This window comes from [Erwinia] mediterraneensis (assembly GCF_900604315.1).
GTDB lineage: Bacteria > Pseudomonadota > Gammaproteobacteria > Enterobacterales > Enterobacteriaceae > Pantoea > Pantoea mediterraneensis_A.
The window spans coordinates 2147424-2164094 of sequence record NZ_LR026978.1 but is presented as its reverse complement, the minus strand read 5'-3'; the positions used below and the strand labels follow the sequence as shown (position 1 = coordinate 2164094).

The following is a 16671-nucleotide window of genomic DNA, read 5'->3' as shown; positions in this document are numbered from 1 at the left end:
TGTATACCAGATGGAATTCATGACATGGCCTCAACATTTGGTTTCACGCTTCATGACTGGCAACGCTGCTACCAACAGGATCCGCATCAGGTTTATGCCCTGCTGGAGGCGCATCTCGCTGACTTAACGCACAACGATACGGCCTGGATTACACTGGCGACCCCCGACCAGCTGCGCGCACAGATTGAGCCCCTGCTGATCCGCTATCTGCGTCATCCGGACGATCTGCCGCTGTTTGGCGTGCCTTTTGCGGTAAAAGATAATATTGATGTGGCGGGCTGGCCGACCACCGCCGCCTGTCCGGCCTTTACTTATATCGCGCAGCAGGATGCGTTTGCCGTGGCCCGCCTGAAGGCCGCCGGGGCCATCGTCATCGGCAAAACCAACCTCGACCAGTACGCGACCGGTCTGGTGGGCACCCGCTCTCCCTGGGGCGCTGTGCCGAATACCTTTCATCCCGATTATGTCAGCGGCGGCTCCAGCTCCGGCTCAGCCTCGGTGCTGGCGCGTGGGCTGGTGGCTTTTGCCCTCGGCACCGATACCGCTGGCTCCGGCCGCGTTCCCGCCGCCTTTAACAATATCGTGGGCCTGAAACCCACCAAAGGCTGGCTTTCCACCTGCGGCGTCGTGCCCGCCTGTCGCCTCAACGACACCCTGTCGGTGTTTGCCCTGACGGTGGAAGATGCCTTTACCGTCGCCTGTACCGCGGGCGGCTACGATGACAGCGATCCCTACGCGCGCGTCAACCCGATGACCGCCCCCGCCAGCCTGCAGGCACAACCCCGTTTTGCCATCCCGGCCAACCCGCCGTTTTTTGACGACACCCTGGCAGAAGCGGCCTGGGCGCGCGCGCTGCAGGCGTTAGAGGAGTGCGGTGCGACGCTGCATCCCATCGACTTTACCCCTTTTCATCAGCTGGCCGGGCAGCTCTATTACGGTCCCTGGGTTGCAGAACGCACCGCGGCCGTCGGCGAGATGCTGGATCGCCCGGAGGAGATGGACCCGGTGGTGCACAGCATTATCGCCAGCGGTCGCAACTACAGCGCCGTCGATGCCTATCGGGCGGAGTATCTGCGCGCTGAACTGAGTCGCCAGATCCAGCAAAGCCTGGCGCCGTTCGATGCCCTGGTGGTCCCAACCTCCCCCACCATCCATACGCTGGAAGAGATAAAGCAGGAACCGGTGCGTTACAACTCACAGTTCGGTACCTACACCAATTTTACCAACCTTGCCGATCTGGCGGCGCTGGCGCTGCCTGCGCCCTTCCGTGCCGACGGCCTGCCGGCAGGGATTACATTCATCGCCCCCGCCTGGCATGACCGGGCGCTGGCGAGCTTTGCGCTGCGCTGGCAACAGCAGATGGCGCTGCCGTCCGGCGCCACGGGTAAAAAACGACCTGCACAGCCTCGCCCGTTACCGCCCTCAGATGCCCACGTACGCGTGGCGGTCGTGGGCGCTCACCTGAGCGGGATGCCGCTCAACTTCCAGCTCACCACCCGCGATGCGGTGCTGGTGGAACAGACGCAAACCGCCAGCCACTACCGTCTGTACGCCCTCCCTGATGGCCCGATTAAAAAGCCGGGCCTGATGCGGGCGGAGAGCGGCAGGGCCATTCAGGTGGAATTGTGGGATATCCCGCTGGCGCGCTTCGGCGAGTTTGTTGCGGAAATCCCGCCGCCGCTCGGCATTGGCAACCTGACGCTGACGGATGGTCGTCTCGTGAAAGGGTTTATTTGTGAAGCCGCAGCGCTGAACAACGCGCTGGAAATCACCGAATTTGGCGGCTGGCGTAACTGGCTCGCCTCACAGGAGAGTAACTAATCATGTTTCATACCGTCCTGATTGCTAACCGTGGTGAGATCGCCTGCCGTGCCATTCGTACCCTGAAGCGCCTGGGTATCCGAAGCGTGGCGGTCTATTCCGCTGCGGATAAAAATGCCCGTCACGTCAAAGAAGCGGATATCGCTATCGCGCTGGGAGGTGAAAAAGCCAGCGACAGCTATTTGCGTATCGATAAGATCCTCGCTGCCGCCCGGGAAAGCGCGGCCCAGGCGATCTGGCCCGGTTACGGTTTTCTGTCGGAAAGTCTGCCCTTTGCACAGGCCTGTGAAGAGGCGGGCATCGTCTTTGTCGGCCCCACGGCACAGCAGATTGGCGAGTTTGGCCTGAAACACCGCGCCCGTGAACTGGCCGCCAGCGCGGGCGTGCCGATGACGCCCGGCACCGCCCTGCTCGCCTCGCTGGAAGAGGCATTAAGTGCGGCAGAGCAGATTGGCTACCCGGTAATGCTGAAAAGCACCGCGGGCGGCGGCGGCATTGGCCTGACGCGTTGCGCCGATGCCCGGGCGCTGCGTGACGCCTGGGAAGGGGTGCGCCGTCTGGGGGAGCAGTTCTTCAGCGATGCGGGGGTATTTCTGGAACGCTGCATCGACCGGGCGCGCCATATCGAAGTACAGATTTTTGGTGACGGTCACGGCAAGGTGATCGCGCTGGGCGAGCGCGACTGCTCGCTGCAGCGCCGTAACCAGAAAGTGGTAGAAGAGACGCCTGCGCCCCATCTGCCACAGGCGACGCGCGACGCGCTGCTGGCTTCCGCGGTCCGTCTTGGCGAACAGGTCAACTACCGTAGCGCCGGCACCGTGGAATATATCTATGACAGTGAACAGGACGCCTTTTACTTTCTTGAAGTGAATACCCGCTTACAGGTCGAACACCCGGTGACCGAATGCGTCACCGGCCTCGACCTGGTGGAGTGCATGCTGCAGGTGGCGGCAGGTGAAACGCCTGACTGGGATCGTCTGCAGCAACCCCCACAAGGGGCGGCGATTGAGGTGCGTCTCTACGCCGAAGATCCGCTGAAAAACTTTCAGCCCAGTCCTGGCGTGCTGACGCAGGTGAGTTTCCCGGATGGCGTGCGCATCGACAGCGGTATCGACACCGGTGCCGGGGTTTCGCCCTTCTACGACCCGCTGGTCGCCAAGCTGATTGTCCATGCTGACAGCCGCGCCGCGGCGCTGGAAAAGCTGCAAACGGCGCTGAACGCCACGCAGCTGCACGGCATCGCCACCAATCTGGATTATCTGCGTCAGGTGGTAGCGACGGAAGCATTTCAACAGGGCGCGGTCTGGACGCGCTGGCTGGACAGCTTTACCCCGCGCGCCAGCGTGATTGAGGTCTTACAGCCCGGCACCTTCACCACCGTGCAGGATTACCCTGGCCGTCTCGGCTACTGGGATATCGGCGTGCCGCCTTCCGGTCCGATGGATGACTACGCTTTCCGCCTGGCCAACCGCATTGTCGGCAATGACGACGCGGCTGCCGGACTGGAGTTTACGCTGCAGGGACCGACGCTGCGCTTTCACTGCGACGCACTGATTGCGCTGACCGGTGCCGACTGCCCGGCAGATATCGATGGCGAGCCGGTGGCCTACTGGCAGCCGGTGGCAATAACCGCAGGTCAGACCCTGACGCTGGGGCGCGCGCAGTCGGGTTGCCGCACCTATCTGGCGGTACGCAACGGTTTCGACGTCCCGGAATATCTCGGCAGCCGCTCTACCTTCTCGCTGGGGCAGTTTGGCGGTCATGCCGGTCGCACCCTGCGCGTGGCGGATATGCTGCCGATCTCCCAGCCTCAGCTGGCCGCCTGCACCACGCCGCCTGCGGTGAGCGAGCCCCGGGCGCTGGATCCGGCACTGGTGCCGGTTTACGGCAACGAGTGGCGTATCGGGGTGCTGTACGGACCTCATGGTGCCCCCGACTTCTTTACCCAGGCGGCCATTGATGAATTTTTTTCCAGCCCCTGGGAGGTGCATTACAACTCAAACCGTCTCGGCGTGCGTCTGGTCGGGCCGAAGCCGGCCTGGACACGCGCCAACGGCGGCGAAGCGGGCTTACATCCCTCCAACGTGCACGATTGCGAATACGCCATCGGCGCGGTGAACTTCACCGGCGACTTCCCGGTGATCCTGACGCATGACGGCCCGAGCCTCGGCGGTTTCGTTTGTCCGGTCACCATCGCCAGCGCGGAGCTATGGAAAGTGGGCCAGGTGAAACCGGGCGACCGCATCTTTTTTCATCCCATCAGTTTTGACGAAGCGCTGGCGCTGGAAAACACGCAGGCGCAGCGTATCGCCACGCTGCGTCCGGCTCACGCCCCCAACTTTGCCCTGCCGTCGCTGGCGGAAACGACATTGGGTTCCGCGACCCTGCTGGCAGCCCTCGACGCAACGAGCACAACGCCAGCCGTGGCTTACCGTCAGGCGGGCGATAAATATGTGCTGATCGAATATGGCGATAATGTGCTGGATCTGGCGCTGCGCCTGCGCGTCCATCTGCTGATGAACGCCCTGAGTGAACGGGCGTTGCCCGGTATTGAAGAGCTGTCGCCCGGCGTCCGCTCGCTGCAGGTACGTTACGACAGCCGCCTGCTCAGTCAGTCACAGCTGATGGCGCTGCTGCTGGACCTGGAAGCGACCCTTGGCGACGTCAGCGCCTTGAAAGTGCCGTCGCGTATCGTCTGGCTGCCGATGGCGTTTGAAGACAGCGCCACGCTGGGTGCCGTGGCCCGCTATCAGGAGACGGTGCGCGCCAGCGCCCCCTGGCTGCCAAACAATGTCGATTTCCTGCAGCGCATCAACGGCCTGCCCAACCGCGAGGCGGTACGCGAAACGCTGTTCGACGCCAGCTATCTGATCCTCGGCCTGGGCGACGTCTATCTCGGTGCGCCCTGTGCGGTGCCGGTTGATCCGCGCCATCGTCTGCTCAGCTCCAAATACAGTCCGGCGCGCACCTTTACCGCCGAAGGCACGGTGGGCATTGGCGGCATGTATATGTGTATCTACGGCATGGACTCCCCGGGCGGCTATCAGCTGGTGGGTCGCACGCTGCCGATCTGGAACAAGTTTCTCAGAAACGAGCAGTTCGCCCCGGACGCCCCCTGGCTGCTGCGCTTTTTCGATCAGGTACGCTTCTATCCGGTCAGCGAGGCGGAGCTGACGCAGCTGCGCGAAGATTTCCGCGAAGGGCGTGCCACCATCCGCATTGAAGAAACCGAATTCGATTTCGCCGCTCACCGCCGTTTCCTGGCGGAAAACGCTGCTTCAATTGCTGATTTCCGTCAGCGTCAGGCCACCGCCTTTGAGCAGGAGGTCACCCTGTGGGCACAGGAAGAGCAAAACGTCCCGCAGGCCGTTGCTGATATTCCTGAGCAGCCTCAGGAAGAAGATGGCGCGCTGGCGGTACAGGCGGACATGAACGGCAGTATCTGGAAAGTCCTGGTACAGCCGGGCGACAGCGTTGAAGCGGGCCAGCCGCTGATCATCGTGGAAGCGATGAAAATGGAGCTGGCCATTTATGCCCCACAGGCGGGCCGGGTAAAACGTATCGCCTGTCAGGCGGGTCGCCCGGTCACTCCCGGCGATGCCCTGCTCTGGCTGGAAGCGTGAGGATAACCGATGCAGACCGACTCGCAACGCCGTAAAGAGCGTCCGCAAGCGCTGGCAGAACGCGTTTATCAGGCGCTGAAGAACGACATCTTTGAATTCCGCCTGATGCCTGGCGATCGCTTCAGCGAGAGCGAAATCGCGGCGCGCCTGGCAGTCAGCCGTACGCCGGTGCGTCAGGCGCTGTTCCGGCTCGAGCGGGAAGGTTACGTCGAGGTCTACTTCCGCAGCGGCTGGCAGGTCAGGCCGTTCGATTTCGCCTACTTCGAGGAGCTGTATGACCTGCGCATGGTGCTGGAACGGGAAGCCGTGCGCCGTTTGTGCGCGCTACCCGCCACGTGCTGCGCCAGTCAGCTGGCGGCGTTAAAGCAGTTCTGGATGGACGATGCGCGCCTGGAGGAGGGGAAGACGGTCTCGCTGCACGATGAAGATTTTCATCGGGCTCTGCTGACGGCGGCGGGCAACGCGGAGATGGCGCGTATTCACGCGGAACTCACAGAAAAAATTCGCATCATCCGCCGTCTCGACTTTACCCGTGACGATCGCGTGGATGCCACGTACCGCGAACACGCGGACATTTTACAGGCCGTTTTTCAGCAACAGAGCGAGGAGGCACAGCGCATCCTGACCGCGCATATCACTATCAGCAAGGCGGAAGTCAGGAAAATCACTTTACACATGTTACAGCAGGCCCGGCTTCAACCCATTGAATAATTTATCATCCTTTAGGGGTTTTCATCATGAAAAGACGTTCGTTGCTCAAGGCTTTTGCTCTCTCCGCCAGCGTAGTCAGTCTGGGATGGTCGTGGGGCGCGCAGGCCGCTGACACCATAAAAATAGGCATTATGCACTCCCTCTCTGGCACCATGGCGATATCGGAAACGCCGCTGAAAGATGTCGCGCTGATGACCATCGACGAGATTAACGCCAAAGGCGGCGTGCTGGGGAAAAAGCTGGAGCCGGTGGTGGTCGATCCCGCCTCTAACTGGCCGCTGTTTGCCGAAAAAGCCCGTCAGCTGTTAAGCCAGGACAAGGTGGCGGCGGTGTTTGGCTGCTGGACCTCGGTATCACGCAAGTCGGTGCTGCCGGTGTTCGAAGAGCTGAATGGTCTGCTGTTCTACCCGGTGCAGTATGAAGGGGAAGAGATGTCGCCCAACGTCTTCTATACCGGTGCCGCGCCGAATCAGCAGGCGATCCCGGCAGTGGAATATTTAATGAGTGAAGATGGCGGCAGCGCCAAACGTTTCTTCCTGCTGGGTACGGACTACGTCTATCCGCGTACCACCAATAAAATCCTGCGCGCCTTCCTGCATGCAAAAGGCGTTGAGGACAAAGATATTGAAGAGGTCTATACGCCGTTTGGCTACAGCGATTATCAGACCATTGTCGCCAACATCAAAAAGTTCTCTGCCGCCGGCAAGACAGCAGTGGTGTCGACCATCAACGGCGACTCTAACGTGCCTTTCTATAAAGAGCTGGCGAATCAGGGCATCAAAGCCACTGATATTCCGGTAATCGCATTCTCGGTGGGGGAAGAGGAGCTGCGCGGTATCGATACCAAACCGCTGGTGGGCCAGCTGGCCGCCTGGAACTACTTTGAATCGGTCGACAATCCCACCAATGAGAAATTCGTGGCCGCATACCGCGCCTATGCCAAAGCGCATAACCTGCCGAACGCCAGCACCGTAGTGACCAACGATCCGATGGAAGCCACCTGGGTGGGCATTCATATGTGGGCGCAGGCGGTAGAAAAAGCGGGCACCACCGATGTGGATAAAGTGCGCGCTGCGATGGCCGGTCAGACGGTCACCGCGCCTGATGGCTTTACCCTGACCATGGATAAAACCAACCACCATCTGCACAAGCCGGTGATGATTGGCGAAGTGCAGGAAAACGGCCAGTTCAATGTGGTCTGGCAAACCGAGCAGCCGGTCCGCGCGCAGCCGTGGAGTCCTTATCTGCCGGGCAATGACCAGAAACCGGATCATCCGGTAAAAAGCGCGCTGTAAGGCGCGCCCTGTCCGCCTCTTTACATCTGTAACCTGGCCCACTCCCCTGGCGGGAGTGGGCTGGCGCGAAGACGCGGCTAAAGGATCGACAACCTGTTAAAGGCACCGTCATGACACTACGCCCTCTCCTTTTTCCACTGCTGTCGCTCTGCCTGTTGCTGCCGCTGCTGGCGCAGGCTGGTGCGGGAGCCGATTTCGCTGCCGCCAGCCGCAACCAGCAGGCGGCGCTGCTGCAGCAGTGGGCCGCCGCGCCTGATGCCCGTCGCCTGCCGTTGCTGGAGGCGCTGCGCAACGAAAGCGTGGTTATCGACCAGAACAAACAGCCGTTCAGCAAAGTGGCTGGCAAGCTGATCGCGCTGGATAGCGCGCCGCATCCCGCTGGCAGCAGCAAAAAACTGTTTATGAATAACCGGCTGCGCGTGCTGGTTTCTGCCGCGCTCGCCGCCCATCAGCTGGTCAGCGACAATCCCGACACCCGTCTGCGCGCGGCGCGTCAGTTACAGAACGAAGGGGTCAGCGAACAGCTGCCGCTGATTGAAAAACAGCTTGCTGTCGAACCTGACGCCCGCGTGCGCGATGCGCTGACGCTGGCGGCCGCCAGTCTGCAACTGAGCGATGCCCGCCCCGAAGTGCGTCTGCAGGCGGTGAAATTACTGGGTGAAACCGGCGAACCCGCCGTGCAGGCGAGCCTGCAACCCCTGACGCAGGCGAGCGTCGAACCCGATGCCGCGGTGCGCGCCGCCGCGCTGCACAGCCTGCAACAGCTTAAACAGCGTTTACTGTGGGGTGATCTGCTCGGCCAGGCCTTTACCGGTCTCTCGCTGGGATCGATCCTGCTGCTCGCCGCGCTGGGCCTGGCGATCACTTACGGCCTGCTCGGGGTGATTAACATGGCGCACGGCGAAATGCTGATGCTGGGCGCTTACGCCACCTGGCTGGTACAGAGTCTGTTTCAACATCTGGCACCGCAATGGATCGCCTGGTATCCGCTGCTGGCGCTGCCGGTCGCCTTTCTGCTCACCGCTGCCCTGGGGATGCTGCTGGAGCGCACCGTTATCCGCCATCTCTATGGTCGTCCGCTGGAGACCCTGCTGGCAACCTGGGGCATCAGCCTGATCCTGATTCAGCTGGTGCGCGTGCTGTTTGGCACCCAGAACCTGGAGGTCGCCAATCCGGGCTGGCTCTCCGGCGGTCTGCAGCTGCTGCCCAATCTGGTGCTGCCTTATAACCGCATCGCCGTGCTGCTGTTCGTTATCGCCGTGTTGATCCTCACCTGGCTGCTGCTGAACAAAACGCGTCTCGGTCTGAACGTGCGCGCCGTAACGCAAAATCGCGCCATGGCCGACTGCTGCGGCGTGCCCACCGGCCGCGTTGATATGCTGGCTTTCGGTCTCGGCTCCGGCATTGCCGGACTGGGCGGCGTTGCCCTGTCGCAGCTGGGGAATGTCGGGCCGGAGCTGGGCCAGGGATACATTATCGATTCATTCCTGGTGGTGGTGCTGGGCGGCGTAGGCCAGCTGGCGGGCAGCGTGGTCGCCGCCTTTGGCCTCGGTATTCTGAACAAGGTGCTGGAGCCGCAGATGGGGGCGGTGCTGGGCAAGATCCTGATCCTGATGCTGATCATCCTGTTTATCCAGAAACGTCCGCAGGGCCTGTTCGCCTTTAAAGGGAGGGTAATCGACTGATGTCACAGCCAATGACCTTAACGGTGGCGCGTAAAGCGCCACGCCTGACCCGCAGCCTCGGGGCGCTACTGCTGCTGGCTCTGCTGCTGATGCCCTTTCTGGCGCTGTTACCGGCCGATCATCCGCTGGCGATTTCCACCTGGACGCTGACGCTGACCGGGAAAATTCTCTGTTACGCCGTGGTCGCGGTGGCGCTTGATCTGGTGTGGGGCTATGCCGGTTTACTCTCCCTCGGGCACGCGCTGTTTTTCGCCCTTGGCGGCTACGCGATGGGCATGTATCTGATGCGTCAGGCGGCAGGGGATGGTCTGCCCGCCTTTATGTCGTTCCTCTCGTGGAGTGAACTGCCCTGGTTCTGGAGCGGTACGCAATATTTTGCCTGGACCCTCTGTCTGATCGTACTGGTGCCCGGCCTGCTGGCGCTGCTGTTCGGCTTTTTTGCCTTCCGCTCGAAAATCAAAGGGGTCTATTTCTCCATCATGACCCAGGCGCTTACCTGGGCAGGAATGCTGCTCTTTTTCCGTAACGAAACCGGTTTTGGCGGCAACAACGGCTTTACCGGCTTCACCACCCTGCTCGGCTACAACATCATCGCGACCGGCACGCGCATCGGGCTGTTTGTCGCCACCCTGCTGCTGCTGCTGATCGCCCTTGGCATCGGGCTGGCGCTGGCGCGCAGCAAGTTTGGCCGCGTGCTGACGGCAGTACGTGATGCCGAGAACCGCCTGATGTTCTGCGGTTACGATCCGCGCGGCTTTAAGCTGTTTGTCTGGACACTTTCGGCGGTGCTGTGCGGCCTGGCGGGAGCGCTCTACGTGCCGCAGGTGGGCATTATCAACCCGAGTGAGATGTCTCCCACCAACTCCATTGAAGCGGCCATCTGGGTGGCGCTGGGCGGACGCGGCACCCTGGTGGGCCCGCTGCTCGGTGCCGCCATTGTGAACGGCGCGAAAAGCTGGTTTACCGTGGCTTTCCCGGAGTACTGGCTCTTTTTCCTCGGGCTGATGTTTATTCTGGTCACGCTGTTTCTGCCGCGTGGCGTTATCGGATTATTGCGCCGGAGACGACATGACTGATTCCCCTTTTACGCATCCGCTCCCGGCCGATCGTCACCGGGAGCAGCGCGATCCGGTGCTGCTACTGGAGAAGATTAACGTCTCCTTTGATGGCTTTCGTGCGCTGACCGATCTGTCGCTGCAGATTGGCGCCGGCGAGTTGCGCTGCGTGATCGGCCCAAACGGCGCGGGTAAAACCACGCTGATGGATGTGATCACCGGAAAAACCCGGCCCGATAACGGTCGGGTGCTGTATGACCAGGATACCGATCTCACCACCCTGTCGCCGGTGGCGATCGCCCGCGCCGGGATTGGCCGCAAATTCCAGAAACCCACGGTGTTTGAAGCGCTGACGGTGTTTGAAAATCTGGAAATCGCGTTGAAAAGCGATAAGTCGGTCTGGGCCAGCCTGCGCGCACGGCTGAACAGCGAGCAGCAGGATCGCATCGACGAGGTGCTGAAGCTGTTGCGTCTCGGCGGCGAACGCCAGCGCAAAGCGGGGCTGCTTTCCCACGGCCAAAAGCAATTTCTCGAGATTGGCATGTTGCTGGTACAGGAGCCGCATCTGCTGCTGCTCGATGAACCCGCCGCCGGGATGACCGATGCCGAAACCGCTTACACCGCTGAGCTGTTCCGCAGTCTGGCCGGTAAGCATTCGCTGATGGTGGTGGAACATGACATGGGCTTTGTGGAAACCATCGCTGATCATGTCACGGTGCTGCATCAGGGACAGGTGCTGGCGGAGGGCTCGTTGCGTGAGGTGCAGGCCAACGAGCAGGTGATTGAAGTCTATCTGGGGCGCTGAATGTTACAGGTATCGGAACTGAATCAATATTACAGCGGCAGCCACATTTTGCGCGGCCTGTCGTTTGAGGCACAACCGGGCGAAATCACCTGTCTGCTCGGACGCAACGGCGTCGGCAAGACCACGCTGCTGAAGTGCCTGATGGGGCTGATTCCGGCGAAATCGGGCGAGATCCGCTGGCAGGGCAAACTGATTAACCAGCACAAACCCCATCAGCGCGTGCAGGCGGGCATCGCTTATGTGCCGCAGGGGCGCGAAATTTTTCCCCGTCTGACAGTGGAAGAGAATCTGCTGCTGGGGCTGGCGCGCTTTTCCGGCGCGCAGGCGAAGCAGGTGCCGGAAGAGATTTATCAGCTGTTTCCGGTGCTGCACGATATGCGCACGCGACGCGGCGGCGATCTGTCGGGCGGCCAGCAGCAGCAGCTTGCCATCGGTCGCGCCCTCGCCTGTCGACCGCAGCTGCTGATCCTCGATGAGCCTACTGAAGGGATCCAGCCCTCAGTGATCAAAGAGATCGGCGCGGTGATCCGCCAGCTGGCCGGGCGTGGCGATATGGCGATCCTGCTGGTAGAGCAGTTTTATGATTTTGCGGCGGAACTGGCTGACAGCTATCTGGTGATGTCACGCGGCGAGATTGTACAGCGTGGACGCGGCGCGACTATGGAAGCGGATGGCGTGCGTGCGCAGGTGGCAATTTAAGGCAGCCCGCAGGCTGCCTTGCTCTGCGTTACAGCAGACCGGTTTCCACGCTAAAACTGCGCTGCTCGCCTGACGCCAGCATAATCAGCGTGCCCGCCTGCTGCGCCGCGTTAAAGCCCTCGGGACGACAGGTGGCGGGCAGGACAAAGGCGGCTACCTGTTGATCCTGATTGTAGAGGATCCAGCGCGTCGCATGGGGGAACTGCGCGCTGGAGAAGCGCGTCATAAAGGCGTGCCCCGTCGGTGCATGCAGTTCAAACTGTAACTCATCACCATACTGCGGCAGATGATCGGCGAAAAAGACGATTTCCGGATCGTACATTTCCGGCTGATCCAGCTGGCGCAACGCCTGCGGATCGTTTGCCAGCTGTTCGGTAAAGGCGCGCCAGCGCGGCGTGGGCTGCACATGCGCGGGAATGCTGGTGCGCAGCCGGAAGGCATCATCCGGGATCGACTGGCGAAAACGTCCGCCCTCCACCCAGGCGTAGTTGAGATGACACATATACTGCAGCGGCATTGGCGCGCCGGCGAGGTTGGTTACCTGCATATCGATATGCATACGCGCGGCGTCGGCCTGCAGGCGTACCGCAGGTGCCGCCAGATAGTGATGCCCAAACCCTTTGATGTACTCGCTCTCACCCTCCAGCGCCACGCAGTCCTCTTCCAGCATAATCCATGCGCTGTCCATGCGGGCACAGGCCATCTCGCCATGCAGCGGATGGTTGTCCTCCGCAGAGGGACAGCCGTTAGCCAGCAGGCCGGAGTGAAAGGCGAAACAGCCGTAAGTATCGATAATATTGCTGCCGGGCAGCGGCTGCCTGAAGCGGTTGCCCATTGTCATCTGCTGGCCGTCAAATTCCGCATCCCAGATCATCTGACCGTAAAACGGCAGTATCACCACGCTGCCGCGCCGGTTGCGTAACCTGACCGCTTCAATACCGGCAGGATAACGGAACAGTTCCACGCTGAAGGCATCATTTTCCAGCAGCAGCGTGGGCGTGGTATGAAACTGCTCGCGGCTTAAGGGTAAACGGGTTTTCATGACAGCTCCTCCACCAGCACACCGGCCGCTTTGGCCTGATTTTTATAGCGTAATTCGCCCCAGAAGTAGAAGCCGACCCAGGCAAAGCAGAGCAGTGAAACGCCGAACGCCAGCTGCATGGAGCCGAGGTAATCGGAAACCAGTCCCTGCAGCGCCGGAATAAAGGCCGCGCCGACAATCGCCATCACAATAAAGGCGCCCGCCACTTCGGTATATTTGTTCTCTACCGTCGCCAGTGTACCGGCGTAGATGGTTGCCCAGCACGGGCCAAACAGCACGCTGACAAACACCGCGGCATACACAGCCGTAAAGTTCTGCGCCAGCATCACCCAGGCGAGCGTCGCCACCCCAACGACAGAATAGGCAATCAGCACTTTTTCTGCCCGGAAGCGCGTCATCAGAAAGTTGGCGACAAACTTACCGATAAAGAAGCAGATAAAGCTGTAGATCATAAAGTTCGAAGCGTGACGTTCATTGGTCGCCCCCAGCGTCAGCGCCAGACGAATGGTGAATGACCACACCGCCACCTGCATCCCTACATAGAGGAACTGCGCCATAATGCCGCGTCTGAAGTGACGGTTTTTCGCCAGATAGCGCAGGGTTTCACCCAGTGAAGGCAGCGATTTTTTATGGCTCTCCGGCTTGCAGCGTGGGTAGCGGGTAAACATAAACAGCAGCATGACGACAACCAGCACCAGTACCAGATACTTATAAGGTTCCAGGGTGTGCTCCAGCATGTTCAGGCGGAACGCATGTATTTGCTCTGCGCTCATGTTCGCCATCTGGCTCTCCAGGCTATCGCCCTCCTGGAACACCAGATATTTCCCCAGCACAATGCCCATCAGCGCGCCCACCGGATAGAAGGTCTGGCTGATATTCAGACGCAGGGTCGCATGATCGCGATGGCCGATCATGGAGCTGTAGGTGTTGGCGGCTGTTTCCAGAAAGCTCAGGCCGATAGCGATAGCAAAAATCGCCGCCAGGAACATGGTATAGGTCGCCATATGCGACGCCGGATAGAACAGCACACACCCGAGGATATAGAGCGCCAGCCCCATCAGGATCGCCAGCTTGTAACTGGTTTTGCGGATCACCAGCGACGCCGGAATGGCAATCAGAAAGTAGCCGCCGTAAAACGCGCTCTGCACCAGCGCACTGGCAAAATCACTCAGGGCAAACACGCTTTTGAACTGAGTGATCAGAATATCGTTGAGGCTGGCGGCGCAGCCCCAGAGCGGAAACAGACAAGAGAGCAAAATGAACTGAAAAATCGGTGTCTTATTGAGATAGCCATCCGGCTGCTGAACAATGTTCTTTTGCATAGCTGAACCTCAGTTAACATTGAGAAAACGCTGGAAGCTGTCCGCGTCCGGGTAGGAGCATTGTGTGCCGCGACCGGTGACACTGCAGGCGGCGTAGGCGGAGGCATACTGCATTGCCTGTTTGATATCGCCGGTTTTCAGTAACATGCGCGCAAAGCAGCCGATATAGGCATCTCCCGCGCCGCTGGTATCGATGGCGTTTACCGGTGTCGGCGCCACGAAATGCACCTCGTCGCCCTGCATCCACAGCGAACCGCGGCTGCCCAGCGTAATCACCAGATTTTTCAGCCCGCGCTGCAGCAGCGATTTTCCGGCCAGCCTGACCTGCTCATCACTCTCCACCGGCATACCGGTAAGAATTTCCAGTTCGGTTTCGTTGGGCATAAAGAAATCGCACTGGCAGGCGTAGTGGATATCCAGTTCCGGCACCGCAGGTGCCGGGTTCAGAATCACCTGAATGTTGTGCTGACGGGCAAAGTCGATGGTGTAATAAACGGTTTCCAGCGGGATCTCCAGCTGCAGAATCAGCAGGCGGCAGGCCTTCAGATCCTCTGCGGCGGCATCGATATCGGCCGGTTTCAGCTGCTGATTGGCCCCTTTCACAATCAGAATGCGGTTTTGCGACCGATCGTCGACAAAAATCGGCGCCACGCCGCTGGAAGTGCCGGGCGCGGTGGTCACATAGCGGGTATCGACGCCCTGCTGCTGCAGGTTGGCCAGCGTATTGGGCGCAAACAGATCGTCGCCCACTTTACTCACCATCATCACTTTCGCCCCCAGCCGCGCGGCCGCGACCGCCTGGTTCGCCCCTTTGCCGCCGCAGCCAATGGCAAAATCGGGGGCTTCAAGGGTTTCTCCTGCTTTAGGCAGGTTATTGGTATAGGTAATGAGATCCACCATGTTGGATCCAACAACCGCTATCTCCATTTCTCACTCCCGGCGTATGTTTACTGAAAATGTTATAAAATTAACAATATCAGTTCGCAAAAGTTAGTTTTGTGACAAAACACACAACCTGAGCAGGAAGTTTTATCCAGAAACTGCCGTTGACAAGGGCCGCTTGATGTTATTATTTTAACAAAACAACATCAAAATGGAGACCGTTATGACTCAGCCTGAACCCGATTACGCCCGCTATATCGATCATACTCTGCTGGCCGCCGATGCCACCGAAGCGCAAATCTGCCAGCTGTGTGACGAAGCCAGAGAGCACCAGTTCTACGCCGTGTGCGTGAATGCCGGTTATGTGCCGCTGGCCAAAAATTGTCTGCAGGGCAGCAACGTCCAGCTCTGCGCAGTGATCGGCTTTCCGCTCGGGGCCACCCTGACCTGTGTAAAAGCGTTTGAAGCGAAAGCGGCCATCGCGGCGGGCGCGCAGGAAATTGATATGGTGATCAACGTGGGTTGGCTGAAGAGCGGCAATCTGGCCGCCGTAAAAGCTGATATTGCCGCCGTGCGCGAGGTTTGCGGGCCCATCCCTTTAAAGGTAATATTGGAAACCTGCCTGCTGGATGAGGCGCAAATCGTTAAAATATGTGAAATTTGCCGCGATTTGCAGGTCGCTTTTGTCAAAACCTCTACCGGCTTCAGCCGCGGCGGTGCCCGGGTGGAAGATGTGGCATTAATGAAAGCCAGTGCCGGGGAAAAGGTGGCAGTGAAAGCCTCCGGCGCGGTACGCGATCGTCAAACCGCACGCGCCATGATCGACGCAGGCGCCACCCGTATCGGCACCAGCTCCGGCGTGGCCATCGTCACCGGCACCTCTGCGGCTGCCACAGGATACTAATCAGACAGAGATAATCATGGAAACCCGGCGTGACGAACGTATCCACAAGCTGACTCAGGCGCTGAAACACACCGATAAATTGCACCTGAAAGATGCCGCCCAGCTGTTAGGCGTATCAGAAATGACCATTCGCCGCGATTTGAGCGAATCGGCATCCAGCGTGGTATTGCTCGGCGGCTATCTGGTCAGCGACCCGAAAAACCACGCCGGACACTATTTTATTTCCGATCAGCACGGCCAGAACGCGGCGAAGAAGCAGCGGCTGGCGCAGGCTGCCGCCAGTCTGATCGGCGAAAACGACACGGTGTTTTTCGATTGCGGCACCACGATCCCCTATATTGTCGATGCCATTCCTGACACCCTGCCTTTCACCGCCCTCTGCTGTGCGATGAACACCTTTCTGGCGCTGAAAGAGAAGCCGGCCTGCAACGTGATCCTGACCGGCGGCGAATTCCATGCCGATAACGCGCTGTTTACGCCGATAGGCACCCATTCTATCCTCGACGACCTTTGCCCGACGCTGGCGTTTATTTCCGCTGCCGGTATCGATCAAGAACAAGGCGCCACCTGTTATAACCTCAATGAGCTGGCCATGAAGCACCATGCCATGCAGCGGGCACGCCAGCGCGTGCTGGTGGCGGACAGCAGCAAATATGGCAAAGTGCTGCCGGCGCGTATTGGCGCGTTAACCCGCTTTCATCTGCTGGTCAGCGACAGCGCACCCGACAGCGCGCTGGCGCAATGGCTGGCGCAACAGCAGATCGCCCTGCGTTTGCCCTGAATCACAACAAAGCGCTTTTCCGGCGGAATTTACCCCGCTGGCGGCT

At 60.1% G+C, this 16671-nt stretch carries 13 protein-coding genes; 10 read left to right on the top strand and 3 right to left on the bottom strand.

The features are described 5' to 3' along the window. Positions 1-24: 24 nt before the first annotated feature. From atzF to urtE, 8 genes are all read left to right on the top strand, one after another. Positions 25-1821, top strand: coding sequence for an allophanate hydrolase (gene atzF, locus E0E17_RS10035; protein WP_130833934.1), 1797 nt, complete (start codon positions 25-27; stop codon positions 1819-1821). Positions 1822-1823: 2 nt separating this feature from the next. Then, on the top strand, positions 1824-5444 hold the full coding sequence (uca, locus tag E0E17_RS10030) for an urea carboxylase (protein WP_130833933.1): 3621 nt from the start codon (positions 1824-1826) through the stop codon (positions 5442-5444). 9 nt (positions 5445-5453) lie between these two features. Next, positions 5454-6155, top strand: coding sequence for a GntR family transcriptional regulator (locus tag E0E17_RS10025; protein WP_130833932.1), 702 nt, complete (start codon positions 5454-5456; stop codon positions 6153-6155). A gap of 26 nt (positions 6156-6181) precedes the next feature. Further along, a complete protein-coding gene (gene urtA / locus E0E17_RS10020; RefSeq protein ID WP_130833931.1) occupies positions 6182-7450 on the top strand; it encodes an urea ABC transporter substrate-binding protein in 1269 nt (422 codons plus the stop codon). A gap of 110 nt (positions 7451-7560) precedes the next feature. Then, the gene (urtB, locus tag E0E17_RS10015) at positions 7561-9135 is read left to right on the top strand and encodes an urea ABC transporter permease subunit UrtB (protein ID WP_130833930.1); all 1575 of its coding nucleotides are present in this window, start codon (positions 7561-7563) and stop codon (positions 9133-9135) included. After that, entirely contained in the window at positions 9135-10211 is a 1077-nt protein-coding gene (gene urtC, locus E0E17_RS10010) for an urea ABC transporter permease subunit UrtC (protein WP_130833929.1), read from the top strand. The genes urtB and urtC overlap by 1 nt, the downstream gene beginning before the upstream one ends. Continuing rightward, on the top strand, positions 10204-10995 hold the full coding sequence (urtD, locus tag E0E17_RS10005; RefSeq protein ID WP_130833928.1) for an urea ABC transporter ATP-binding protein UrtD: 792 nt from the start codon (positions 10204-10206) through the stop codon (positions 10993-10995). The genes urtC and urtD overlap by 8 nt, the downstream gene beginning before the upstream one ends. Continuing rightward, positions 10996-11694 carry an urea ABC transporter ATP-binding subunit UrtE gene (gene urtE / locus E0E17_RS10000; RefSeq protein WP_130833927.1) on the top strand — a complete coding sequence of 233 codons (699 nt, stop codon included), beginning with the start codon at positions 10996-10998 and terminating at the stop codon, positions 11692-11694. It begins immediately after the preceding gene. Between the two features lie 28 nt (positions 11695-11722). Here urtE and E0E17_RS09995 read toward each other — a convergent pair whose 3' ends face one another. Genes E0E17_RS09995 through rbsK form a run of 3 tightly spaced genes read right to left on the bottom strand, consistent with a single transcriptional unit; the run spans position 11723 to position 14985 of the window. Continuing rightward, complete coding sequence (locus E0E17_RS09995; RefSeq protein ID WP_130833926.1) at positions 11723-12736, bottom strand: aldose 1-epimerase family protein; 1014 nt, start codon at positions 12734-12736, stop codon at positions 11723-11725. Continuing rightward, positions 12733-14058 carry an L-fucose:H+ symporter permease gene (gene fucP / locus E0E17_RS09990; protein WP_130833925.1) on the bottom strand — a complete coding sequence of 442 codons (1326 nt, stop codon included), beginning with the start codon at positions 14056-14058 and terminating at the stop codon, positions 12733-12735. Before fucP ends, E0E17_RS09995 begins: the two co-directional genes overlap by 4 nt. A 9-nt stretch (positions 14059-14067) precedes the next feature. Continuing rightward, complete coding sequence (rbsK, locus tag E0E17_RS09985) at positions 14068-14985, bottom strand: ribokinase (RefSeq protein ID WP_130833924.1); 918 nt, start codon at positions 14983-14985, stop codon at positions 14068-14070. Between the two features lie 178 nt (positions 14986-15163). Here rbsK and deoC point away from each other — a divergent pair, with 178 nt between their 5' ends. Both deoC and deoR read left to right on the top strand, forming a co-directional pair. Continuing rightward, on the top strand, positions 15164-15844 hold the full coding sequence (gene deoC, locus E0E17_RS09980; RefSeq protein WP_130833923.1) for a deoxyribose-phosphate aldolase: 681 nt from the start codon (positions 15164-15166) through the stop codon (positions 15842-15844). 16 nt (positions 15845-15860) lie between these two features. Further along, complete coding sequence (gene deoR / locus E0E17_RS09975) at positions 15861-16625, top strand: DNA-binding transcriptional repressor DeoR (RefSeq protein ID WP_130833922.1); 765 nt, start codon at positions 15861-15863, stop codon at positions 16623-16625. The last annotated feature ends 46 nt before the right edge of the window (positions 16626-16671 follow it).

Coding starts and splice junctions, on each gene's coding strand:
- E0E17_RS09995 (WP_130833926.1), bottom strand. CDS start 12,736: ATGAAAACCCGTTTACCCTTAAGCCGCGAGCAGTTTCATACCACGCCC.
- atzF (WP_130833934.1), top strand. CDS start 25: ATGGCCTCAACATTTGGTTTCACGCTTCATGACTGGCAACGCTGCTAC.
- urtB (WP_130833930.1), top strand. CDS start 7,561: ATGACACTACGCCCTCTCCTTTTTCCACTGCTGTCGCTCTGCCTGTTG.
- urtC (WP_130833929.1), top strand. CDS start 9,135: ATGTCACAGCCAATGACCTTAACGGTGGCGCGTAAAGCGCCACGCCTG.
- urtE (WP_130833927.1), top strand. CDS start 10,996: ATGTTACAGGTATCGGAACTGAATCAATATTACAGCGGCAGCCACATT.
- fucP (WP_130833925.1), bottom strand. CDS start 14,058: ATGCAAAAGAACATTGTTCAGCAGCCGGATGGCTATCTCAATAAGACA.
- deoC (WP_130833923.1), top strand. CDS start 15,164: ATGACTCAGCCTGAACCCGATTACGCCCGCTATATCGATCATACTCTG.
- deoR (WP_130833922.1), top strand. CDS start 15,861: ATGGAAACCCGGCGTGACGAACGTATCCACAAGCTGACTCAGGCGCTG.
- urtD (WP_130833928.1), top strand. CDS start 10,204: ATGACTGATTCCCCTTTTACGCATCCGCTCCCGGCCGATCGTCACCGG.
- E0E17_RS10025 (WP_130833932.1), top strand. CDS start 5,454: ATGCAGACCGACTCGCAACGCCGTAAAGAGCGTCCGCAAGCGCTGGCA.
- uca (WP_130833933.1), top strand. CDS start 1,824: ATGTTTCATACCGTCCTGATTGCTAACCGTGGTGAGATCGCCTGCCGT.
- urtA (WP_130833931.1), top strand. CDS start 6,182: ATGAAAAGACGTTCGTTGCTCAAGGCTTTTGCTCTCTCCGCCAGCGTA.
- rbsK (WP_130833924.1), bottom strand. CDS start 14,985: ATGGAGATAGCGGTTGTTGGATCCAACATGGTGGATCTCATTACCTAT.